This window comes from Aquabacter sp. L1I39, from assembly GCF_017742835.1.
In the GTDB taxonomy this organism is placed as follows: domain Bacteria; phylum Pseudomonadota; class Alphaproteobacteria; order Rhizobiales; family Xanthobacteraceae; genus L1I39.
The window spans coordinates 4,416,375-4,440,041 of the sequence record NZ_CP072392.1; the positions used below are offsets into that span (position 1 = coordinate 4,416,375).

Below are 23,667 nucleotides of genomic sequence, written 5' to 3' on the forward strand. Positions count from 1 at the left end.
GGGTCCGTGCGCGCGTGCCGCGCTGCGGCAGGGAGAGGTCGGCCAAACCCCTGTTTCCCTTCATGCTTTGGTCATGTGCCTGCTTTGGCGTCGCTTTGCCTCCTAAACAGGCGGTTTGGGCGGCTGCATCGAACGTGATCGCAATGCAAGAGGCGCAGGGAACAAAAAAAGTGCACTGGACATTTAGGCGGCAAGGCTGCGTGCATTGCGCAAAACAGCCTCGCAATAGCTTGCCAGTGTTGAATGATCCCGCTGCCGCACAGCAAAAATAGACATGCCTAAAAAACATTCATGTTATGCAAAAGGATGGATATTTGCTGTGCACGTCTCAGCGAGTCCGTGCTATAAGGGATCCAACGGGATGTTCGCAAGGGCATCCGCTCAGCAAAGGAAGTGGAATGACTATGAACCATGGAAGTGGCTCTGCCAAAATCTACACCTTCCCTACGGGAGGTCGCGCCGGCCAGCGCAGCCGGCAGCCGGAAGACAAGTTGATGGCGGAACTGACCGCCCTGGGTCTCACCAAGTCCGTCCTTGGCAGCAGCTGGTATCATGAGGCTGCCATCAAGGAAGATCAGCCGCACAAGCAGTGAGCCCCTCATGTCGATGCAGGCGGTAAGTGGGCCGCGCTCCGAACCGGGGCGCGGCCCAAATCATGTCTGGCCCTGGCTTTCCGCGCCGGTTTTTTTGTTCCCGTCTTGAAGCGGATGCGCGCCTGATCTAGAAGGCCTCACGGTCCGCAGTTCACCGAGACGTCGCCGCCCCGCATCCGGGGAAGCTAAACCTGCCGCTTCTGAACTTCTTCGACACGCGCTCCTGCCGCGTCGCAAGCCGGTGACTCCGACATCCCTCTGGGACACGCGGCATGCGAGGACGCCCCATGTCGAGAACCCCTCTGCCCTTCGCCACCGGCGACATCTCCGCCTTCGCCAAGGCCTTGCGCGGTCAATTGGCCGGCGCCGAGGCCGTGCCCAGCCATCTGGAACTGCTCAACATGCTGGCGCGCGCCGCCGGCCTGCGGAACTTCCAGCATCTGCGCGCGCAAGGCGCTGCTGCCGCCGCGCTTGCCCAGGCCGTCGCGGCACCGCCAGTCCCCGAGCCTCCTGCCGATCTTCAAAAGGTGCGCCGGGCCACCCGTCATTTCGATGCGCAAGGCCGCCTCGTCCGCTGGCCCGGCCGCGCGGGGGAGCGGACCTTGTGCCTGTGGGTGCTGTGGTCGCGTCTCGCCCCGGGAGACCTCGGGCCGGAGGCGCGGGTGAATGACGCTCTCGCGCACTGGCACACCTTCGGTGACCACGCATTGCTGCGGCGGGAATTGTTCGATGCGGGGCTGGTGGACCGCACCCCGGACGGGCGCGCCTATCGGCGCATCGCGCGCCGGCCGCCGCCCGAAGCACGCGCGCTCATCCGCCATGTGCGGCAGTTGCACGCAAGAGGCCTGGGGGCAGGCGAGGCCGCGCCGGCCGCGTGACGGCGCCTTGTGAGACAGAATGGCGCCCCCGGATGGCCCCATCCGGGGGGAAGCGATCCCATGGCGAAGGGCCGCCTCATTCGGCGATGATCTTCACCTTCTCGCCGTAGCGCAGCTTGGTGTCCTTGTCGAAGCCGTTGAGGATGAGGAAGCGCTCCATCGGCCGGTCCGGCACCTGCATCTTGGCCGCCAGCTTCTCCGGCGTGTCGCCAAGCCCCACCGTGACGATGCGCAGGCGCAGCGGCTTGACCGTCTCCGCCTCGTCGCTGGACACGCGCCGGAAGGTCTCGGCGGCGGCGCGGAACTGGCGGTCGAGGTCGGGGGTCAGGTTCCGAGCGGCGAAGATCAGCCGGTAGACGTCCGAGCCGAAGCGGATGGCGAACATGCGGAACGACCATTGCTCGCCCCGCGCCACGGCGGTGGCGGCGGTGAAGCCGTTCACGGTGAGGGTCTCCACCGAATTGATCTCCACGCCGTCGATCCAGCCCGACGACAGATATTGGCCGAGCGACTGGTCCCCCGTCACCCGCACCGCATCCAGCCGCAGGGCCTCGGTGCCCGAGGGGGTGGCGCCCAGCACCGCCTGGGAGGTGTTTTCCAGAGTGAAGCCTTCCGGCGCCACGAAAGTGAAGCCGAGCTTGGGGTGGAAGAATTTGCGCCCCCGGACGAAGCCTTCCTTGGGGTCGTCGCCATACACCATGCCGTTGATGGCGGAGAGATAGGCGTTGCGGTCCCGCTCGCCGGCATTGGTGGCCGCCACGGGCGAGGAGGCATATTCGCGCGCATTGGCGATGGCGATGGAGATGCGCTCGGGGGTGGCCGGATGGGAGGACAGGAAGTCCATGTCCGGTGTCGTCTGCGCGGCGGCGCCGCCGATGCCCACGCTCTTGATCTCCGCCTGCCGGCCCATGTCGGTGAGGAAACGGGAGGCGCCATAGGGGTCGAAGCCCGCGCGGGCGGAAATGCCCACACCGATGGCGTCCGCCTCCAATTCCTGGCCGCGGGAGAAGCTCGCCAGCGACATGCGCGACTTCTGCATGGCCAGCGCGCCCATGTCGGGGTCGTTCACCACGTCGGAGATGACGCGGCTCACCAGCACCGCCTGCTTCACCTGGTCCTCGCGGATGGAGGCGTGGCGGGCGATGACGTGCGCCATTTCATGGGACAGGACGGACGAGAGCTCGGACGTATCATTGGCCAAAGCGAGCAGGCCGCGCGTCACATAGAGCGAGCCGTCGGGCATGGCGAAGGCATTGATGGCGGGCGAGTTCAGCACCGTCACGCGATATTTCAGGTCGGGCCGCTCGGAGGCGGCCACCAGGCGCTCCACCACCTGCTGGATCAGCGCCTTGAGCTCGGGGTCCTCATAGGCGCCGCCATAGCTGGCCACCAGCCGCTCATGCTCCCGGCGCTGGGCGGGGGTCATGGAGGCATCGTCGGAGGCGGACGCAGTCGCGGGACCCACCGGCGTGCCCAGGCGCTCCGCATCGACCCCGGCGCAGCCCGACAGCAGCAGGGACAAGGCGAGGCCTCCAGCGAGCGCGCGCGCGGCAAAGCCACCGCGCCCCGCGGGGGCGGTCGATTCCCTTTGTCGTGCGGCCCTGCCCAGCCCGCTCACCGTCCCCTCTCCTCCCGCGCCCCGTGCCCCATGATCCCGTCCCGCTGCCCCACGCGAGTCGCGGGGCGGCCGGTCTCGCGCGTCCGCACGAAAGTGCCGCTCAACGTGGCGGGAGAGAGGCGCAGGCGCGGCGTTGTCTTGGCGGCATGCCGCCCGGACCCGTCCGTTCCCCTCCCGCCGCGCGCTGCGCGGACGGCGCGCTTATTCTCCAGCGGGAAGCTGAACGCCTTATGAAATGCGTGATGAAACGCGCGCGGGGCTCCCCTCCGGTCCATGGTCCTGTCCATGCCCCGGCGGTCGGGGGGCTGTGGGGTGCACGCGATCATCGTCCTAATTTAAGGGCCTGCGCCCGATCCTCCAAGGCTTTGCGCCGGCCCCGCCGCTCACCCTTTCTTACCGCACGTTTCCCGTCGGGGCGGCTTTTCCCCCGTGCAAGGCCACCGGGAGACTTGAACGGAAGGCGCGATCCGGACCATAAAGCAGGGCCGGCCCGCGCGTGCGGAATGGTCAGCGGATGGCTTCTCCCGGTAGCTCAGCAGGATAGAGCACAGGTTTCCTAAACCTGGGGTCAGGGGTTCGAATCCCTTCCGGGAGGCCAGTCCAGCCTCGAAATCTACCCATGCGGACCAGGGCGCCGGCCGACCGCTGGTGCAGCGGGGCGCCCAAGTCGCCCGTTCCAGCATTCCTAGGCGCACCCGATGTCGCTCAACCTGATGTGGCTCAAGGCGGCACCTTCCGTTAGGGACTATGACATTTCTTTGTCGGCGCTTATCATGCTACGGGGTGTCTTGCCGCATCAGGGTTGCAGGCGCGGCTGCGGGCTATCCTTGGATGCGGCGCACAACCTCTGGCACTGCGTTGCGTGCGGGAGGGGCGAGGGCAAGGCAGTGTTACGCCCAGAACGGGCTTCACGGGGGGCGGAATGGGTGATGTCAGCAGGTGCGGCCAGGTCTCCGATTGGGCTGCGCGGCTCCTTTGCGTAGGCTTGCTGTGCCTGTGTGGCGGCGGGGCGGCGCACGCCGAGCGCGCGGGCGCAGGGTTCAGTGCCCTTGAAGACGCGCGGGATCGCGCTGGCGGACAGACCGGATATGGGACCTTGCCCAAGGCGTCGCTCGACTTTGGCGGGCTGGCACGCTTGGGCGGCCCCGCGCCTGATCCGCGCGGGACAGTCGTTGCCGAGGCCAATAATGCCCAGCCGTCCGGCGCGCTTTCGCCCTATCTGTCCAATGTTGTGATCGGCGACGACTTCGGCAAGCTGACCGAATTTGGCGCCCGCAATGTGTTCTTCGTCCATCCCGGGCGCACCACGCCGACACGCTTCGCGTTCAACGTGAAGAAATTCAGGGCGGAGTTTCCCGGTGGTGCGGTGAGCCTGAATGCCGAGATCGACCCGCGCGTGCCCCCCGAGGCCATCACGCGCGGCGGCGGGACAGCCCATATCGTCGTATCCGCAGGAGGCAAGGAATGGGGCCAAGCCGTGGTCCGGCCTGGCCAGCCCTTTACGCTGCAGGTGCCGCCGACAGCGGGGGACATGCTGGATATTTCCGTGGATGCCAATGGTGCGCCGGATACCAACTGGCTTCTATTGACCTTCAAGTGACGGGACCTTCCGCGCCCGTGCGATGCGGGCGGGGCCGAGGTTGGCTTCGGGCAAGCTCCGCCCTCTAGGGCCGAGGTGAGAAAAAGAAACGGGTGAAGCGGGGGAATTGCGGATTGGCCATGGAGACGAACCTGCGCGCACAGAAGACCTGCCTGGTTCTGGGAGGGCGCGGCTTCATCGGCAGCCATCTGGTGGCGGCGCTCGCTGCCGAGGGTTGGCGCGTGCGCAGCTTCGACCGCGCGGGTTCCAAGCCGCTCGTGCGTTACGGCCTCTGCCCCAGCCTGGAACAGCTGGACGGCGACTTCACCGATGCCGCCGATGTGGCGCGGGCCGTGGAGGGCTGCGAGGTGTGTTTTCACCTCGTTTCCACCACGCTGCCCAAGACATCCAACGACGACCCGCTGTTCGACGTGGAGAGCAATCTCCTGTCCTCGATCCGGTTTCTCCAGCAGGCGCACAAGGCGGGTGTGAAGCGGGTGGTGTTCGTGTCGTCGGGGGGCACCGTCTATGGCCCGCCGCGCGAGCTGCCCATTCCCGAGACCCATGCCACCGACCCCCAATGCTCCTATGGCATCGTCAAGCTGGCGATCGAGAAGTATCTGGAGCTGTTCCGAGAACTGCACGGGCTGGATTACCGCATCCTGCGCCTGTCCAACCCCTTCGGCGAGGGCCAGCGGCTGCAGGCGAGCCAGGGGGCCGTGGCGGTCTTTCTCGGCAAAGCCCTGCGCGGCGAGCGCATCGAAATTTGGGGTGACGGTACGGTGGTGCGCGACTACGTGCATATCAGCGACGTGGTCGCCGCGCTCACCCGCGCCGCGACAGCGCCGACGAAGTCCCGGGTCTTCAATATCGGCTCCGGCGAGGGCCTGTCCCTGAACGGGCTGCTGGACGGGATCGAACACGTGCTCGGCCGGCCTGCTCGGCGCGTCTATTTGAACGCCCGGGCTTTCGACGTTCCGGTGAACCTGCTCGACATCGGCAGGGCGCGGCAGGAACTGGGCTGGGCGCCCCGGCTGAGCTTCATCGAGGGTCTGATGCGCTTTGCGGCCGCGCTGGACGACAGCGCCGTCGGCGGTGCCGCGGGGGTGGGCCGCTAGCGCCGGCTCCGGCGCGCGCGGCGCTTGCGTTTTCTGCAAGGAAGCGGGGCCAGAATGCCCCGCTCGAATGGAAATACGAGCATGGAGCGCGGGCTTCAGACCGGACGGACCGAGCAGGTGGATGCAACCGGCGCGGAGAATCTCCCGCAAGGAGGGCTGGCGCGTCGGGCGAAGACGTTGCACTTTCACCCTGCGGATCCGTCTCGGCGATTTGCGCTCTCACACCGCCCGGCCGCGCCCGGGGCCGAGAAAGTGGAGCGCCTGGAGGCCCGGATTCGCGCTTGGAGTTCGCGATTCATGGGTGAGATTTTTGATCGACCGGCTCCCTCCGAAGAATTGGAATGGACTGGCGAGCGACTGACCAGCGCTGTTTCCGGCCAGATCGAGATCGAGCATCTGCACCGCTATTTCTTTGCCAGGGCTTTCTGCCGGGGGGTGGATGTCTTGGATGTGGCCGCCGGGGAGGGCTATGGCTCCAGCCTCCTTGCCCAGGTGGCGCGCTCGGTGGTCGGGGTGGAGGTGGACCCGGCGGCGGCCGCCCATGCGGCCCGCGCCTATGGCAAGGCCAATCTGTCTTACGTGAACGGTGACGCCCGCGCCCTGCCGCTGCCCGATGCCTGCGTCGATGTGGTGGTCTCCTTCGAGACGCTGGAGCACTTCTTCGAGCACGACCTGTTTCTCGCCGAGGTCAAGCGCGTCCTGCGCCCTGGGGGCACCTTCATCATCTCCTCGCCGGACCGGGACGTCTATTCCCCGCTCGGCAGCGGCGCCAACCCCTATCACGTGAACGAACTTACGCGGCAGGAGTTCGAGCGGCTTCTCGCCCGCCATTTCCGAAACAGCGCCATGCTGTTGCAGCGACCGATGCTCGGCTCCGTGCTGTTCCCCGACGGCCCGGCGCGCGGCGTCCTGTCCTTCGAGCGCCGGGGGGAGGACCATTACGAGGCCTGCGAGGGCCTGCCCCGCGCGCCCTACAATCTGGTGGTGGCCTCCGACGCGGACGTCGCGCTACCGCAGGCCTCGGTCTTCTTCGAGAGCAGCGCCATCGGAGAAATCCTGGCCCAGGTGGACGCGCACAAGGCGGGCGAAGCGGCGCTCGCGCAGCGCAGCGGGGCCATGCGCGCCCAGATGCAGGCGGCCGAGGACGGCACCCGCGCCGCATTTGCCCGCGCCCGGCGGGCCGAGGACGCCCTCGACCAGATGGCCCGGACCTGCCGTGCCGAATTGGACGCCCTGGCCGCCGGCCTGCGCGATGAGCTGGACAGCCTGTCCCTCACCCTCGACCGCCACGCCGCCCTTGCCGCCGGCCGGGTGGGCGACCCGGGCGACCCGGAACGGCTCCTTGCCACCTTGCGCGAGAATCTGCGGGAGGCCGACGACCTGGTGCGACGCCAGGTTGGGCGTGTCGGAGGCTTTGTGGAGGGGCTGTCCGCCGCCTTCGCCGTCAGCCGCGTGGCGCGGGAGGACTTCCACCTGCCCACCGCGGCGGCGGGGGGTGGGACGGCCGACGGGCAGGGAGCGGCTCCGGCCGGCGCCGGGGCGATGGTGGGCGATGTTGCGGCTTCTGCAGGGGCAGGCGGAGGACACGCCCCCGCAAGCCCAGATCAGGCTGAACTGGCGCTTCTTCGGGACACCGTAAGCGCGTTACAAACCCAAATCGCCACGCTCCAGTCCCAGAAGGAGGCCATGGGGCTTTCCTACCGCATACAATCGTCCATGGTGCAGAAACTGCGGAATGCGGAAGGTGACGGCAAGCAAACCTGCGTAGAAGATGACGTCTATGCTGGTGCCTTAGTGAGTGCCAGAAGAGAAAATGAAGAATTGAGGAGCGAGCTTGAAGACTGGAAGGGGCTTTTTGAACATACGCGCGGTTCAGTTGAAAGTGCGTTACGTGTGTCGGGCGTCCGGTTGATGCCGAAGGCGGCGCGATCCTGGCTTCGACGGAAAATATACGGACCACGTTGGATACGGTGAGGCGGGGCGACGATGGACGGGGCTGAACTGGACGTGCGTTTCAGGAAAATTCTTGAACTTAGCGGTTTTGTGGATCCGGAATTCTATCGGAATGCGTCGGGGCGACCCCGGCTGATCGATCCCATTGCCCATTATGCGGAAGTGGGGTGGCGGATCGGAGTTCCGCCGAATCCGAGATTTGACGGGGAGTTCCTCTGGCCCTTCTATGTGGCCGCTGGACTTGACGGCCCGCCCGCTCTTCATTGGATTTCCTTGACCAATACTGGCGTTTCGCTTCCTGCTAACGAAGTTGAAGCGGAGGCGCGTGCGGAACTCGTCCGGCGCTCCCAGATCTTCGACGCCACGCTTTATGCTCGACGGCTTCCGGAGGGCATAGATCCTTTCTTGCATTACGTGGTGGTTGGGGAGGCTCTCGGTTGGGCATGTTCAGAGTTTTTTGATCCGCAATATTATTGCGAGCGGTATCCGGACATCGTCAAAGCCAATGTTGCGCCTCTTTATCATTATGAATACCATGGTCGGGCAGAAGGGCGCAGGCCGAGTTCTGTCGTGAACCGTCTGACGTTTCCGCCTATGCCTGTAGATCAGGCGGGCAAAGACGCCATTTTGGTCATTTCCCACGAAGCCTCCCGCACCGGCGCCCCGGTCCTCGGCTGGAATCTGGTGAAGGGCCTGTCTCAGCACGCTCCGGTCATCTCCCTCCTGCTGCGCGGCGGTGAGTTGGAGGAAAGTTATCGAGAGGTTTCGGCCGCGTGCATCGGGCCTTTGACGTGGGAGGACTGGGACCCGTCAGATGCGCGCCGGCTCGTGGAACGCCTGATCAAAGACTACAGGATTTCCTATGCTGTAGCCAACAGCATTGAAACGCAGATCGTGGTGCCGGAGCTCGCGCGTCGGGGCGTTCCCGTCATAAGCCTCGTCCATGAATTTGCTGCCTATACGCGTCCTTTATCGAAGATGCGCAATGTCTATGACTGGGCGTCCCATATTGTTTTCCCGGCAAGGATTTCCGCCAAGTCTTCCTTCGATGCTTTCCCCGGCCTTGATCAGCGCCGGGGTATTCACGTCCTCGCGCAGGGTAGAAATGATCCACCGGCAGGAGCAGGGAGCCTGGATGAGGCGTCTGAGTTGCCCTCATGTCTGGACAGGCGCAAGCTCAAGGATGCTTTCATCGTCATCGGACTTGGTCATGTCCAGTTGCGCAAGGGCGTTGATCTGTTCGTGACCGCTGCCGCTGCAGCCATGCGCCTTCGCCCGGATATTCCCTTCCAGTTCGTCTGGGTGGGCGATGGGTATGATCCGGAGAAGGACAGCGCTTATTCCGCCTATCTTGCCTATCAGATCGAGAAGGCAGACCTTGGCGACAGATTCAAGATGGTGAAGGCGGTTTCGGATCTCGACCCGATCTATGATGCTGCTGATGCATTCTTCCTCAGTTCTCGCCTCGACCCGCAGCCGAACGTGGCGATCGATGCCATGTCTCGTGGCATCCCAACAATATGCTTCCGGGATGCCTGCGGGACGGCGGAGATACTGGACGCCGACCCGGCGACGCGCGCCCTGATCGCCCCCCATCTCGACGCCCATGCCGCCGCGCAGATCCTCTGTGGAATCGCCGAGAACACCGCCGGAAGATCGAAGCTCCGCGCTGAGGTGGCCCGCGTGGGCCGAACTGCGTTCGATTTCCCGTCCTATGTGGCGAAGATCAACGAGTGGGGCCTTCAAGCCGCAGGCGCCGTCTCGCCCGCCGACCTCGTCACCCTTCAGCAGGAAGACGCGGTCGACCCCGAATTCGCCATCCCCCCCGGCACGCCGCTCTTCGAGCCCGGAGAGGCAGAATGGCGCGTCCTGCTCCAGTGGGCGGTGATGGGAATGACGCGGAATCCGGCGTCAAATCCCGAGTTTCGCCGGCCTTGCGAGGGATTTCATCCCCAGATCTACGCAAAAGCCCATGCCGAAGCCTGCGTTGATGGCGCGGAAAATCCCCTCGCTCACTGGGTGCGGGCGGGTCGGCCATCCGGTCCCTGGTCGCGGACGGTCATCACGCCGCGCAGCGGGGGCGGCGAGACGCGAAAAGTGCGCCTCCGCAGTGCCTTGCACGCGCATCTCTATTATGCCGACCTCGCCGCGGACCTGCGGGACCGGCTGTTTCGCAACCACGCGCAATGCGATCTCTTCGTGACCACTGACACCGAGGAAAAGGCACGCCATATCAAGTCCGTATTCGAGGGCAGCCAGTCTCGAGTCGGTGTGAGGGTGGTGGACAATCGCGGGCGCGACGTGGGGCCGTTCCTCCTGGAGTTCCTGCCGCAGGTCCTGGAGCAAGGCTATGATATTGTTGGACATATTCACGGAAAGCGCAGCCTGAGCACGGATGCTGCCATGGGTGAGGCGTGGCGCACCTTCCTGTTCGAGCATCTGGTCGGCGGTCGCCACGCCATGCTGGACACGATCGAGGATGCCTTCGCAAGGGATCCCCATCTTGGTCTTGTGATGGCTGAGGATCCGCATCTGGTCGGCTGGAATGAAAACAAGGAGATCGCCGAGGCTCTTGCACGACGCATGGGCATCGCAGACCTTCCGGACTATTTCGACTTTCCGCTGGGCACCATGTTCTGGACCCGCGCCAAGGCCCTTAGGCCCCTCGCCGATCTCGATCTTGCCTGGGAGGACTTTCCGCAGGAGCCTCTGGACGATGACGGGACGCTGCTCCACGCGCTGGAACGCCTCCTGCCGTTCGTGGTGGAAAAAGCTGGTTTTTCCACCAAGAGCGTGCGGGTTCCCGGGGTGTCGTGGTGATGACGGCACGTTGGCCCGCCGACGTCACGGTTCGGACGGATCAGGTGGAGAGGACGCGGTGAGCAAGAGTTTCCAGGCCGCTCGGGACGAATTCCGTGCCTTTCTGTTCGAATCCGCTCTGCCCCTGTGGGCCGGCCGCGGCGTGGATCGGGAGGCCGGCGGGTTCGTCGAGCGCCTGACTGCAGACGGCGTGCCCACTGCGGATCCTCGCCGTGCCCGGGTGGTGGGGCGTCAGATCTTCGCCTTCGCCACCGCCGAGCGTCGCGCTTGGCCCGGACCTGCGCGAAACATCGTCCGCCATGGGCTCGCGGCCCTGGAGGGGCAGCACCTGGATGCGCAAGGTCGCATCGTCTCAATCGTGGAGGCCGGTGGACGGGCCCTGAGCCGCGAATTCGATCTTTATGACCACGCCTTCGTGCTCTTCGGCCTCGCCGCCGCCCATGAGGTGGGAGAGCGCCCCACCGCTCTTTCGGCCCGCGCCGAGACCCTCCTGTCCGCCATGCAGCCATTCCGGCATCCGGAGCGCGGGTTCGAGGAGGCCATCCCCCGCAGCCTGCCGCTGAAGGCCAATCCCCACATGCACATGCTCGAGGCCAGTCTCGCCTGGCGGCAGATGGCGGTCGGCACCCCATGGGATGCGCTCGCCGACGAACTGGCCGAACTGTGTCTCGACCGGTTCCTTGATCCTGAAACCGGGGCGCTCAAGGAATTCTATGACGGCGATTGGAAGCCGCTCACCGATCATGCCGGCTCCGTTGTGGAGCCGGGTCACCAGTTCGAATGGGCTTGGCTGCTGACCCGCTGGGGAACCTTGCGCGCTCGTCCGGATGCCCTGGCCGCCGCGCGGCGACTGCTGGACGTGGCGGAGGCCCGCGGTGTGGACCCCAGGCGCGATCTTGCCATCAACGAACTGAATGCGGACCTGAGCGTGAGGGATGACAGGGCGCGGCTTTGGCCTCAGACGGAGCGGATCAAGGCGCACACACTCATGGCGGCCTTGGCTGTGGACGACACTGCGCGGAAGGCGGCACTTGACCGCGCGGCCCGTGCCTTGCGTGGCCTCATGCGGTTCTTCGTCCACCCCGTGCGGGGCGCCTGGTGGGAACATATTGATGCGGAGGGACGCCCGATGTTGGAACCCTCCCGCGCCAGCAGCCTCTATCACATCATGTGCGCGTTCGACGTGGTTGAGGATTACGCAAGGCGCTCCACGTCATAAGGGGGCACCTTACCGGCCCGGCAGTACGAGAATGGTCGGCCTGGCAGGCAAGGTCTCGCGGGAAAGGGTGATGGTGGGGGACGCCGACCGGGTCACCGCGTAATCCTCGCTCAAGCGGTTGAGGAAACGGTCCAGGCCCCAACTGCTGAAATAATGCATGGGAATGACGAGGGGCGCATTGATGGCCTTAAGGGTTTCCAGCATGCCGTCAATGTCGAGCGTATAGGAGCCGTCCACCGGCGCCAGCACCACGTCGATGCGCCCCATGGCCTCCAGATGGTCCGGTGTGAGCACATGGTGGAGGTGGCCGAGATGGGCGATGCAGACCCCCGCCACCTCGAACACGAAGATGGAATTGCCGTCATAGAGCGTGGCTGCCCCCTGGCGGATGTTGGTGGGCACGTTGCGAATCCACACATCCTCCAGCGTCAGCTCATGGTTCGCGGCGCCGCCCTCGGGGTTCCAGCCTCGCAGTACATGGGCGATGCCGGGATCGGGGTTGTTGGTGTAGTGGGTGTCGTGCGCCCGGTTCATGGTGACGACCATGGGCACGATGCTGGGGCGCACATAGTCATTATAGTCAGTGGCGATCGTCACCCCGGCCGGGCTCTCGATCAGGAAGGTGGCGTGGCCGACAAAGGTGAGGCGGACCTCACCGGTGCCCGCCGCCGCCAGCCGGAAGGCGGCCGGAATGATCCGGGGCGGTGCCTCGGCGACCATGCGGGGGCATTTTTCCGGCTGGGCGAGGACCGGCGTGACGGCGAAGGCGGAGGCGATGAGGGCTGCAAGGCCCGCCAGCCACGGGGTGACCTTGCGTGATGCTGCGTCCGCGGCACTCCACCCCATGGCCGTCCCCCGTCTGGCAAAACATGACCAAAGCTCGCTGCAGAGCCTCATGACCGCACAGACCCGCAGCGGTTTGCAATGGACGTTGTTTCACAGCGCCGTGAGACAAGCCGCACTGCTGCCGGAACCAATCCTCAGTTCGATCGTCTTACCCGCCGAGACCTTTGCGGCGAGCCGCGCGCGCCGCCGCGACTCTCTCAAGGAGAAATCGCATGACCGTCGACTTGGTGATCCTTCAGCCCATCGTCGCCCTGGTGGCCGGAATCCTGATCCTGCTCTTTCCCCGGCTGCTCAATATTCTGGTGGCGATCTATCTGATTCTGATCGGAATTTTGGGTCTGGTGCCACATTGAGCGGCTTGTGAGCAAATAGTGGAGTTGAAGGCAGGCCGCGCGCGAGCTAAAGCAACCGCGCAGTCTTCCTGTACAGCGTGTCCACCCCAAGGGATCTCCAGATGACGAAATGGGTCTACTCCTTCGGCGACGGCAAGGCCGAGGGGAAAGCCGACATGCGGAACCTGCTCGGCGGCAAGGGTGCAAACCTCGCCGAGATGGCCAATCTGGGCCTTCCGGTTCCTCCGGGCTTCACCATCACCACGGAGGTCTGCACCTATTATTACGCCCATGGCGAGACCTATCCCGCCGAGCTGAAGGGCGACGTGGAAGTCGCTCTCGCCCATGTGGGGAGCCTCACCGGCAAGTCCTTCGGCGACCCGGCCAACCCGCTCCTTGTCTCGGTCCGCTCGGGCGCTCGCGCCTCCATGCCGGGCATGATGGACACGGTGCTCAATCTCGGCCTGAATGACGAGACCGTGGAAGCGGTGGCCAAGCTCGCCGGCGACCGGCGCTTCGCCTATGACAGCTATCGGCGCTTCATTACCATGTATTCGGACGTGGTGCTTGGCGTGGACCACCACCACTTCGAGGAGCTGCTGGACACTTACAAGCTCCAGAACAGCTACACCCTGGACACCGACCTCAGCGCCGATGACTGGGCGAAGCTGGTGGTGGATTACAAGGCCAAGGTGCTGTCGGAGCTCGGAAAGCCCTTCCCGCAGGATCCCCATGAGCAGCTGTGGGGCGCCATCGGCGCCGTCTTCGGCTCCTGGATGAACCAGCGCGCCATCACCTATCGTCGCCTGCACACCATTCCGGAAAGCTGGGGCACCGCGGTCAACGTGCAGGCCATGGTGTTCGGCAATATGGGCGACACCTCCGCGACGGGCGTGGCCTTCACCCGCAATCCCTCCACCGGCGAGAAGGCGCTCTATGGCGAGTTCCTCGTGAACGCGCAGGGCGAGGACGTGGTGGCCGGCATCCGCACGCCGCAGGACCTGACCGAGAAGGCCCGCAAGGAAGCCGGCTCCGACAAGCCCTCCATGGAAACCGCGCTGCCGGAGGCCTTCAAGGAGTTCGAGCGCATCTCCAACGCGCTCGAGAACCATTACCGGGACATGCAGGACCTTGAGTTCACGGTCGAGAAGGGCAAGCTGTGGATGCTCCAGACCCGCTCCGGCAAGCGCACCGCCAAGGCGGCGCTGCGGATTGCGGTGGAACTGGCCAATGAGGGCCTCATTTCCCAGGAAGAGGCTGTTTCCCGCGTCGACCCGGCCGCCCTCGACCAATTGCTGCACCCCGCCATCGACCCCAAGGCGCCCCGCGACGTGGTGGCGAGCGGCCTGCCGGCCTCGCCCGGTGCTGCCTGCGGCTCCATCGTGTTCTCCGCCGACGAGGCCGAGGCCATGAAGGGGCAGGGCCGCAAGGTCATCCTGGTGCGTGTGGAAACCTCCCCCGAGGACATCCATGGCATGCATGCGGCCGAGGGCATTCTGACCTCGCGCGGCGGCATGACCTCCCACGCTGCCGTGGTGGCGCGCGGCATGGGCAAGCCCTGCGTCTCCGGTGCCGGCGCCCTGCGCATCGACTATGCCGGCCAGACGCTGATCGTCTCCGGCCGCACCTTTAAGAAGGGCGACGTGATCACCATTGACGGCTCCACCGGCCAGGTGCTGGCCGGCGAGGTGCCCATGCAGCAGCCCGAGTTGTCTGGCGAGTTCGCCACCCTCATGGGCTGGGCCGACAAGGTGCGCCGCCTGAAGATCCGCGCCAATGCGGAGACCCCGCTCGACGCCCGCATGGCCCGCTCCTTCGGCGCCGAGGGCATCGGCCTGTCGCGCACCGAGCACATGTTCTTCGATGCAGGCCGCATCCTGGCGGTTCGCGAGATGATCCTCTCCGACGACGAGGCCGGCCGCCGCGCCGCCCTCGCCAAGCTGCTGCCCATGCAGCGGGAGGACTTCGTCGAGCTGTTCGAGATCATGAAGGGCCTGCCGGTCACCATCCGCCTGCTGGACCCCCCGCTCCATGAGTTCCTGCCCCACACCGAGGCGGAAACCCAGGAAGTGGCCAAGAGCCTCGGCGTGGACGTCGAGCGCATTGAGCGCCGCAACAAGGAGCTGCATGAGGTCAATCCCATGCTCGGCTTCCGCGGCTGCCGCATCGCCATCGCTTTCCCCGAGATCGCGGAGATGCAGGCCCGCGCCATCTTCGAGGCGGCCGTTATCGCCGCCAAGAAGACCGGCGAGATGGTGGTTCCGGAAGTGATGGTGCCGCTCATCGCCACCAAGGCGGAGTTCGACATCGTCAACGCCGTCATCCAGAAGGTGGCGAAGGAGGTCGAGGCCGAGACCGGCGCCAAGCTCACCTTCCAGGTGGGCACCATGATCGAGCTCCCGCGCGCCGCCCTGCGCGCCAAGGAGATCGCCGAGGCGGCCGAATTCTTCTCCTTCGGTACCAACGACCTGACCCAGACCTGCTTCGGCGTCTCGCGCGACGACGCCGGCACCTTCCTTGGGCCGTATGTGCAGAAGGGCATCCTGGAAGTGGATCCCTTCGTCTCCATCGACCGGGACGGCGTGGGTGAGCTGGTGAAGATCGGCGTGGAGCGCGGCCGACAGTCGCGCCCCGACATCAAGCTCGGCATTTGCGGCGAGCATGGTGGTGACCCGGCCTCCGTCGCCTTCTGCGACGAGGTGGGCCTCGACTACGTATCGTGCTCGCCCTTCCGCGTGCCGATCGCCCGGCTTGCCGCCGCGCAGGCGGCTTTGGGCCGTAAGGCCGCCAGCCAGGCCTGATCGTCCGCACTCCGGCAAGACATGCTTCGGCCCGCCTCTGGCGGGCCGAAGTCGTTTTGGGAGGGCCGATGCCCGTCGCGCGGTCTTTGGCGGTCAGCGCGTCGCCGAGCGCACGATGGCTTCCGCCAGAAGCTCCGGCAGGCAGAGCCGCCCGCTCGTGCCGCGCGCGCCGGACTGGGGCGAGGAGAAGAGATAGGTGGTGGCGCCATATTGCTGCAGCACGTTGAGCCGCTCCCGGTCCGAGACCTTGTCGATCTGCTGGACGATGCGCCCATAGCGCGCCTCATGGGGGACGTTGGGCAGGAAGGGCGGGTCCACCAGGATCAGGTCGATGTCCCGGCCCCGCAGCCATTCCGCCGCCTGGTCCAGGGCGCGGGAAAAGTCGGAGGGGTCGGTCCCCGCCAGCGCGTCCCCCGTGCCCACCTGCCAGACCACAAGATCCGGCTGGGTGCGCTCCACCGCCTGCCGGATGCGGCCGAAATCCTCCCGAACGAGGCCGGGGACGGTCTCTTCCTGCGTGATGGTGAAGCGGATGTCCGGCAGGCGCTGGGCCAACTCCTGCTCCAGCTTGGTGAGCTTCTTGGCGGAGAGCGCGCCCTTGTCCATTTGCGGACCGATCACCAGGATGCGCACCGGCGCAGCGCGGTCGATGAGCCGCTCCGTGCGGGACAGGATGCTGTCAAAGGTCAGATAGACATCGGGCACGCGGCACGTGCCGGAGATGGCGCCGGCCTCCGCCGGGGCGGCGATCAGGCCGGCGAGGAGGACCGCTGCCAGGGCGGCAGAAAGGTCCCGGACGGCCCGTCTGACCGAAACGCGGGAACGAGCGGCCGTCACGCCACGGTCGCGGATCTCCCCGACGCCGCCCTCGATCCGGTTCGGTACCATTCCAGCGCCCACGCCAGCATCCATTGGATTGCGCAGCCCGCGCCCGCAATGAGCAGGTCGGGCACCACTCCCCCATCGTAAACAGCCCGCTGGATTTGCAAAGCCAGGGCCAGCACCGTGCCGAGGCAAAAAACCGGCAAGGCGTGGCGCCCCATCGCGATGAGCGGCTGGGCCGCGGGGCTCGCCCGGAACAGCGCCTCCAGCGGCAGGCGCGACACGCAATAAACGAGGGCCAGCACATGGAGGAGCCGGGGCAGGGCGAGGTTGGTCTTGTCGAGGTCCCACAGGAACGCGGGCAGCGGCGACAGGTCCGCCGACATGGGCAGGCCCGCAAGCGCCCAGACCAGGGTCGCGGCGAGATAGGCGGGGGCCAGAATGTCCAGCACGCGGTTCGCCACCGGGTGCGCGTTGGTGTCGATGAGCCGCCCGATGGCCAGGCCGCAGGCAAACAGGAATTGCCAGGCGAAGGGATTGAAGAACCAGGTCCCGCTATTGGGCCAGGAGCCGGGAGTGAAACCCATCAGCTGCGTGGCAAGATAGAGCGCAGCTGAGACCGCAAGCCCCAGTGCGATGCTGGTCCGCATCAGCAGGATCAGAACCGGCGCCAGCACCAGGATCGCCACATAGAGCGGCAGGATGTTCAGATAGGCTGGCTGGTAGCTCAGCAGGGCGATGCCCACCAGGGCCTCAATGGGCTGCTGGCTGATGACGTCCAGATGGTACCATTCGAGCACACGGTCATCGCCGGTTGCCACCACGAAGCCGCCGACAACCGCCACCGCCACCAGCAGCAAGGCGAGGTGGGCCACATAAAGCTGGAATGCGCGCAGCCAGACCCGCACCGTGACGCGCGCACGGGCGCCGGGCTCGAAGGGGCGCAGATAGGCGAAGGCGGCAGATATGCCGGCGAGCAGGACGAACAGCTCGGCGGCGTCCGAAATCCCGAAGTTACGATAGGTGAAGTGACCGGCCACGTTCCCGGGAATGTGATTGATGAAAATGGTCAGCAAGGCGAAGCCTCGCCAGAAATCCACGCTCACCCGTCTGCCATCACCCGTCATCCGGCCGGTTCTCCCACCCCGGCGATCGTGCGCCGGCGCCATGTGAACGCGAAGTGGGGCGGGCCGTTCCTGGTTTCGAGGGGCAGCCGCCTCACGCTTGCGTGCGCAAAGCGCCCCATGGGCGTGGCCGAAATGAGTCACCTTGGCCGTGCGGCCAAGACCTGCGGCGCCCGCACCCGCCATGCGGGGCGGGAGGTGGCTCAGGCCAGCATGTCGCGCACCAGCGGGATCACCTTGGTGCCGTAAAGCTCCACGCAGCGCATGAGGCGGCCGTGGGGAATGGGGCCGCCGCTATATTTCAGGTCGAACCGATCGATGCCGAGGGCCGACGCGGTCGCGGCGATCTTTCGGGCGACGGTTTCGGGCGATCCTACATAGAGCGAGCCGTGGGTGATTTCCCGCTCGAACTCATCCCGTCCCATGGGCGGCCAGCCGCGCTCGGCGCCGATGCGATCGCGCATGGCCTTGTAGGGGCCGAACACTTCGTCGCGCGCCGCCTGGTCGGTGTCCGCCACATAGCCGGGCGAGTGCACGCCAATGGGCAAAGCCGGCTTGCCGGTTTCGGCGAGGGCGCGGCGGTAGAGGTCCGCATAGGAGCGGAAGCGGGCGGGGGCCCCGCCGATGATGGCCAGCATCAAGGGCAGGCGGTAATGGGCGGCCCGCACCACCGATTCCGGCGTGCCCCCCACCCCGATCCAGGTCTTCAAGGTGCCCCGCTCGATGGGCGGGAAGACCTTCTGGTCCCTCAAGGGCGGGCGGATGGAGCCCTCCCAAGTCACCGGGCCATTGGCCAGCAGGGCGGCAAACAGATCGAGCTTCTCGGCAAAGAGCGTCTCATAGTCCCGCAGGGCGAAGCCGAAGAGGGGGAAGCTCTCCGTGAAGGAGCCGCGCCCCAGGATCACCTCGGCGCGGCCATTGGAAATGGCATCGACGGTTGAGAAGCGCTGGAAGACACGGATCGGGTCATCCGAAGACAGGACGGTCACCGCCGAGCCGAGCCGAATGCGGCGGGTGCGCGCCGCGATCGCCGCCAGCACCACGTCAGGGGCAGAGATGGCGAAGTCGTCGCGGTGGTGTTCGCCGAGGCCGATGAAATCAATGCCGGTCTCATCCGCCAGCACCGCCTCTTCCAACACGTCGCGGATCACCTGGCCATGGGGCTTGGGCGTTCCGTCCGCGCCATGGGTGACGTCACCGAAGGTGTCGAGGCCGAGTTCGAGAGCGGGCACGGGCGGTTCCTCCGGTTCGTGGCGCACAGCCTATATCAGACATTGTCCCTGTGCCGCCAAGGACCTGCAGCCGCCCGGGCTGGTGGGTGAAGCGTTGAGCCACCTCAAAACCGTTCTCTGGTTCCTGGGATATGGTATGTCACAATAGAAACCTCCTCAGAGAGGGCGGAAACGCCGATGTCCACGCTTCTCATTACGCACCCCGCCGGCCTCCTCCATGCCACGCCCCCCGGCCATCCGGAGCGGGCGGACCGGCTGCGGGCGTTGGACCGGATCTTCGAGCAGGAAAAGTTCGCTACCCTCTTGCGCGAGAGTGCGCCGCTCGGCGAGCGGGACGATGTGATCCGTGTGCACCCCGCCGATTTCGTGGACGCCATGGCCGAGGCCATTCCCACCGAGGGCGTGGTGCGGATCGATTCCGACACCGTGTTATCCCCCGGCAGTTGGGAAGCGGTGATGCGCGCCGTGGGCGGGGCCTGCTATGCGGTGGACGAGGTGGTCGCGCGCAAGGTCAACAATGCTTTCGTGGCCATGCGCCCGCCGGGGCATCATTGCGAGACGCGCCGGCCCATGGGCTTCTGCCTGCTGAACCAGGCCGCCATCGCCGCCCGTCATGCTCAGGCCGTCCATGGCCTCGGCCGCGTGGCGGTGGTGGATTTCGACGTGCACCACGGCAATGGCACCCAGGAAATCTTCTGGGCGGACGACACCGTCCTTTATTGCTCCACCCACGAAATGCCGCTTTATCCCGGCACCGGCGCTGTGAGCGAGACCGGCGCCGCCAACACCATCGTCAATGCGCCCCTGCGCTCGGGTGATGACGGCGCCAGGTTCAAGGAGGCGATGGAAAGCCGCATCCTGCCGCGCCTTTCTGCCTTTGGTCCCGAACTGATCATCATCTCCGCCGGCTTCGATGCCCATGTGCGCGATCCGTTGGCCTCGCTGCGACTGGTGGATACCGATTTCGGCTGGGCCACCCGCCGCCTGATGGAGATCGCCGACAAGCATGCGGGGGGGCGCGTCGTCTCGATCCTGGAGGGCGGTTATGACCTGGAGGGCCTCGCCAGCTCCGCCGCCGCCCATGTCACCGCCCTCATGCATGGCTGAGGGCGGGGCGGGCCTTTCCGGTCAGCGGCGCTCGCCGCTCGGCAGGTAGGGCTGAAGGGCGTGGGCGAGCTTGGGCGCGGTGAGGGACTGGAGCCACACCTTCCCCGGCCCGGTGAGCTGGGCCAGGAACAGGCCGTCGCCGCCGAACAGGGCGTTGCGTATGCCGCGCATCATGGTGATCTCGAAGTTCACGCTCTCCTCGAACATGCCCACATGGCCGGGATGGACCAGAAGGCTTTGCCCCGGCTCCAGCGTGTAGGAAATCATCTCTCCGCCCAGCTCAACGAAGGCTGCGCCCTCGCCGGTCACCTTCTGGAGGATGAAGCCTTCACCGCCGAAGAGGCCCGAGCCGAGGCTCTGCTGAAAGCCGATGGCGATGGAAAGCCCGTGGGCACCGGCAAGGAAACCGTGGCGGTGCATGAAATAGCCACGGCCGGGGGAAATGGGCACTTCCAGGATGTTGCCGGGAATGGTGGCGGCAAACGCGACCAGGCCCTCGCTCCCCTGGGCAGTGAACTCGGTCATGAACAGCCCCCCGCCGGCAACAGCGCGGCCGAGCGCGCCAAAAAAGCCGCCCGCGCCCCCGGTTGCTGTGGTGGTGTGCAGCGCGATGTTGGGCGTCATCCAGGACATGCGATCGGTCTCGGCGAGCAGCGTTTCGCCGGGCTTGAGCGTGACCTGGAGAACGGGAAGCGTGGTTCCTGTGATTTCCGTGCGCATGTTTGCCATGATCCTGCGTCAGTGACGGACACAGTGCGATCAGCCGGTCGCGGGAGCAAGCGTCTTCAAATGCGGTATGCCACTATGAAGCTTCAGCTTTCCGCCGAATTCGTCCGCCCCATGCAAGGCTGGCGTGGGCTTTTGGCTGCTGGCGCGGCCGGCCTGGCCTTGGCCTTTTCCAATCTGGCGCCGTCGATTGCGACGGCCGGAGAAGCCGGCCCCGATCTGTCCGGCAGCGGCCAGAGCGTGTTCCTGCCCTATCTGAACGCCCCCCTCGCCTCAGCGCCCATCACCCGCCCGCCGCAGGTGGGCGTTTCCGTAGGCGGGGCGGTCGTGCGGGCGGTGCTGGACACGGGGTCGACCGGCGTCGTCATTGCGGCCCGAGCCATACCGAACCTGTCACAGCTGAAGTCTCTGGGGCCGGGCACCATCACCTACACCAGTTCCGGGCGGATCATGCGGGGGGATTGGGTTGTCGCGCCCGTCACCCTGTCCGGTCCGAACGGCGCGCAAGTCACCAGCCGCCCGATCCCCGTGCTCGCCGTGCGCCGCATCGACTGCCTCAAGGCGGCGCGCAATTGTCGCGTGCGCACCCACCCGACCCATGTGGCCATGGTGGGCATCGGCTTTGCGCGGGAGAAGGACCGGCAGGCAGAAGGAACACCCGACCGCAACCCACTTTTGAACCTGCCCGCCATGGGCACCCCCGAGGCGCCCGGTGCCATGCGCCGGGGCTATGTGGTGACCAAGCAGGGCATCCAGGTGGGGGTGACGGCGGAGGGGGCGAAGGGTTTTACGTTCGCCAAGCTGGACAAGAGCGACCGCTTCCCGGACTGGGCTCCCATTCCGGTCTGCCTGTCCCTCAATGACCGCCAGCCACCGGCCTGTGGCACGGTGCTCGTGGATACTGGGGTGGACACCATGTACCTCACCCTTCCCGCATCCCAGTTGAATGGCCAGACGGTGCAGGCCCCCGATGGCAAGCCAACCTTGCCGCCCAGTGCCCGCCTCAATTTGGACCTGCTGGGAGAAGGGAAGGGCGTGTCCTACGCTTTCGCAGTGGGGAATGCGGCCGATTCGGTCGCTCCCGCGCGCGTCATTCTCGTTCCTCGCCCCGGAGAAGAGGCGTTCGTGAATACCTCGGTGCGTCTCCTGAACCGCTTCGATTATCTTTTCGACGCGGACGCAGGCTATGCCGGCTTTCGCTCACGAATGCCCCGCGGGGCTGCTCATTGACGCCGCGATCCAGCGTGGACGCAAACCGTCATCTGACATGCAAAGACCGCGCGCGCGGGCACGCGTCGGCGGGTCGCGCTTGCCGAAGGCGCCGCAAAATGCATAAAGTCCCAATTGGACTGTGGGGTTCCGTCAAGATGCATTGCCCGAATGAGGCAGTGTGTGACGTTGCGGAAGGGAAATCGAAAGATTTTCCGGAGAGCCTTTGGACAGGCGCACCCGTTTCCGGGCGATGCGCCACGGTGATGCCGTGCGGGTTCGGGATGGGCGTTTGCCCGTCCATGGGCCACGCGGACTGAGCAGTGGGGATCATGACCTACACGGCCTGGAACGACGAAGACGCCTATGACGAGCCCTATGTCGTCCCGCGGGCGAATATGCTGGCGCGTGTGGGTGTCACGGCCCTTGTGGCGGTGGTCAGCTTGACGGCGGTCGCCGTCGTGGCGGCCTGGGCGGTGGGCGGCTTCACCCGCACCGCTGAGCCGGTGTTCGACGAGAAGGCGCTGGCCCAGCGCGCGGCCCAGTTGGCGGCGGAGGCGGCCTCCGACGAGGAAATCCCGCCAGACATGGGCATGGAGCCCGTGCACACCACCCTCTTCGCCTTGCCGAGCTGGCTTTACGACCCAAATCCCATTGCCGGCGGTAGCCGCAAAGTTGTGGCCGCAGTTCCAGCGCCCGAACCGGCCCCGGGATCGCGCGTGGATGTGGTTCGTTCCGTGCCCCTGCCCACGGCCAACCCCCTTGGGTCAGCGCGCGGCGCGTCCGACGCGGCGACGGCCTTGCTCGAGAGCCGGGATCGCCTGGCCTCTGTACCCATGCCCCAGCGCAATCCGCTGGCCAATGGCGAGCCGACGCCGGCCGCGCCCCGCATCGCGGCGCTGCCCGCACCGGCGGAAGTGCCCGCGGCAGTGGAGCCTGCCCCCGCCAAGCCCGGCGAGCGGAGCATCGCGCTGCCGCAACCCGGAGACAAATTCGCCGTCTATGACATCAAGGGCCAGACCGTCTACATGCCTAATGGCGAGCGGCTGGAAGCCCATTCGGGCTATGGGGATGGCATGGACAACCTGTCCTATGTCTCCACGCGCATGATCGGACCCACCCCGCCCAATGTCTACACGCTGACCATGCGCGAGCGCCTGTTCCACGGCGTGGAAGCCCTGCGGATGCGTCCGGTGGGCGAAGGCAAGATGTATGGCCGTGACGGGTTTCTTACCCATTCCTACCTGATGGGACCGCGTGGTGATTCCAACGGCTGCATCTCGTTCAAGGACTATGACAAGTTCCTGGCCGCCTATAAGCGGGGAGAGGTGACCAAGGTCGTGGTGGTGGAGAGCGTGCCCAACGCGCCCGGCCGCACCCCCGACAACCCGCTGATTGCCTGGCTGGCCGGCAATGGGAACAGCAACATCAACAAATAGGTCGAGCGGGCTTTTTGCGAGGAGACCGAGGGGCGCGTGTGTGAGCGATGAAGGCCCGGCCTCCATTGAAGGGCGGGAACTTTTGTAGCCTGTCTTGGGGCCTGATGCGGTCCGTGGGACTTTCGGGGCAGGCCCCCAGCCATCGACCGCAGCCGTGCAGCGGCCCCTTTCGTCTCACCCGGTCTAACGGTCATTTGCTCGCCCACGTCAATGTCGCGCGCAGACTGGCGATGATGACACCAATGACCGGG

The 23,667-nt window shown here is 66.1% G+C and carries 18 protein-coding genes and 1 tRNA gene; 13 read left to right on the forward strand and 6 right to left on the reverse strand.

Features of this window, described 5'->3' with window-relative positions:
* The first annotated feature begins 398 nt into the window (after positions 1-398).
* Positions 399-593: a DUF2735 domain-containing protein gene (locus J5J86_RS20055; RefSeq protein WP_209101243.1), complete on the forward strand. Its 195-nt coding sequence runs from the start codon at positions 399-401 to the stop codon at positions 591-593.
* A 287-nt stretch (positions 594-880) separates the two neighbouring features.
* On the forward strand, positions 881-1,471 hold the full coding sequence (locus tag J5J86_RS20060) for a DUF2087 domain-containing protein (protein ID WP_209101246.1): 591 nt from the start codon (positions 881-883) through the stop codon (positions 1,469-1,471).
* Positions 1,472-1,547: 76 nt separating this feature from the next.
* Here J5J86_RS20060 and J5J86_RS20065 read toward each other — a convergent pair whose 3' ends face one another.
* Positions 1,548-2,993, reverse strand: coding sequence for a M48 family metalloprotease (locus J5J86_RS20065; RefSeq protein ID WP_247657723.1), 1,446 nt, complete (start codon positions 2,991-2,993; stop codon positions 1,548-1,550).
* A gap of 617 nt (positions 2,994-3,610) precedes the next feature.
* Here J5J86_RS20065 and J5J86_RS20070 point away from each other — a divergent pair.
* The 6 genes from J5J86_RS20070 (at position 3,611) to J5J86_RS20095 (ending at position 11,778) form a co-directional block, all read left to right on the forward strand.
* Positions 3,611-3,687: transfer RNA gene (locus J5J86_RS20070), tRNA-Arg, on the forward strand.
* A gap of 498 nt (positions 3,688-4,185) precedes the next feature.
* On the forward strand, positions 4,186-4,689 hold the full coding sequence (locus J5J86_RS20075; RefSeq protein WP_209101250.1) for a hypothetical protein: 504 nt from the start codon (positions 4,186-4,188) through the stop codon (positions 4,687-4,689).
* A 119-nt stretch (positions 4,690-4,808) separates the two neighbouring features.
* A complete protein-coding gene (locus J5J86_RS20080) occupies positions 4,809-5,786 on the forward strand; it encodes an NAD-dependent epimerase/dehydratase family protein (RefSeq protein WP_209101252.1) in 978 nt (325 codons plus the stop codon).
* 297 nt (positions 5,787-6,083) lie between these two features.
* On the forward strand, positions 6,084-7,760 hold the full coding sequence (locus J5J86_RS20085; protein WP_209101253.1) for a class I SAM-dependent methyltransferase: 1,677 nt from the start codon (positions 6,084-6,086) through the stop codon (positions 7,758-7,760).
* A gap of 12 nt (positions 7,761-7,772) precedes the next feature.
* The gene (locus J5J86_RS20090) at positions 7,773-10,559 is read left to right on the forward strand and encodes a rhamnan synthesis F family protein (protein WP_209101254.1); all 2,787 of its coding nucleotides are present in this window, start codon (positions 7,773-7,775) and stop codon (positions 10,557-10,559) included.
* 58 nt (positions 10,560-10,617) lie between these two features.
* Positions 10,618-11,778, forward strand: a complete 1,161-nt coding sequence (locus tag J5J86_RS20095) for an AGE family epimerase/isomerase (protein WP_209101255.1) — start codon at positions 10,618-10,620, stop codon at positions 11,776-11,778.
* Between the two features lie 9 nt (positions 11,779-11,787).
* Here the strand turns inward: J5J86_RS20095 and J5J86_RS20100 are convergent, their stop codons facing one another.
* Complete coding sequence (locus J5J86_RS20100; protein WP_209101256.1) at positions 11,788-12,624, reverse strand: MBL fold metallo-hydrolase; 837 nt, start codon at positions 12,622-12,624, stop codon at positions 11,788-11,790.
* A 212-nt stretch (positions 12,625-12,836) separates the two neighbouring features.
* Here J5J86_RS20100 and J5J86_RS20105 point away from each other — a divergent pair, with 212 nt between their 5' ends.
* Positions 12,837-12,977, forward strand: coding sequence for a DUF3096 domain-containing protein (locus J5J86_RS20105; RefSeq protein WP_209101257.1), 141 nt, complete (start codon positions 12,837-12,839; stop codon positions 12,975-12,977).
* A gap of 101 nt (positions 12,978-13,078) precedes the next feature.
* A complete protein-coding gene (gene ppdK, locus J5J86_RS20110; protein ID WP_209101258.1) occupies positions 13,079-15,757 on the forward strand; it encodes a pyruvate, phosphate dikinase in 2,679 nt (892 codons plus the stop codon).
* 93 nt (positions 15,758-15,850) lie between these two features.
* Here ppdK and J5J86_RS20115 read toward each other — a convergent pair whose 3' ends face one another.
* The 3 genes from J5J86_RS20115 to J5J86_RS20125 form a co-directional block, all read right to left on the reverse strand.
* The gene (locus J5J86_RS20115) at positions 15,851-16,594 is read right to left on the reverse strand and encodes an SGNH/GDSL hydrolase family protein (protein ID WP_209101260.1); all 744 of its coding nucleotides are present in this window, start codon (positions 16,592-16,594) and stop codon (positions 15,851-15,853) included.
* Entirely contained in the window at positions 16,591-17,706 is a 1,116-nt protein-coding gene (locus J5J86_RS20120; protein WP_209101263.1) for an OpgC family protein, read from the reverse strand. The genes J5J86_RS20115 and J5J86_RS20120 overlap by 4 nt, the downstream gene beginning before the upstream one ends.
* 200 nt (positions 17,707-17,906) lie before the next feature.
* Positions 17,907-18,935, reverse strand: a complete 1,029-nt coding sequence (locus J5J86_RS20125; RefSeq protein ID WP_209101265.1) for an LLM class flavin-dependent oxidoreductase — start codon at positions 18,933-18,935, stop codon at positions 17,907-17,909.
* A gap of 177 nt (positions 18,936-19,112) precedes the next feature.
* On the opposite strand from J5J86_RS20125, the gene J5J86_RS20130 reads away from it, so the two are divergent.
* On the forward strand, positions 19,113-20,042 hold the full coding sequence (locus J5J86_RS20130; protein WP_209101268.1) for a histone deacetylase family protein: 930 nt from the start codon (positions 19,113-19,115) through the stop codon (positions 20,040-20,042).
* Positions 20,043-20,063: 21 nt separating this feature from the next.
* Here the strand turns inward: J5J86_RS20130 and J5J86_RS20135 are convergent, their stop codons facing one another.
* Positions 20,064-20,762 (reverse strand): TIGR00266 family protein, encoded by a 699-nt coding sequence (locus J5J86_RS20135; protein ID WP_209101272.1) that lies wholly within the window; start codon positions 20,760-20,762, stop codon positions 20,064-20,066.
* 69 nt (positions 20,763-20,831) lie between these two features.
* On the opposite strand from J5J86_RS20135, the gene J5J86_RS20140 reads away from it, so the two are divergent.
* Positions 20,832-21,998: a hypothetical protein gene (locus J5J86_RS20140; protein WP_209101275.1), complete on the forward strand. Its 1,167-nt coding sequence runs from the start codon at positions 20,832-20,834 to the stop codon at positions 21,996-21,998.
* Positions 21,999-22,309: 311 nt separating this feature from the next.
* On the forward strand, positions 22,310-23,416 hold the full coding sequence (locus tag J5J86_RS20145; RefSeq protein WP_247657725.1) for a DUF2778 domain-containing protein: 1,107 nt from the start codon (positions 22,310-22,312) through the stop codon (positions 23,414-23,416).
* Positions 23,417-23,667 lie beyond the last annotated feature (251 nt).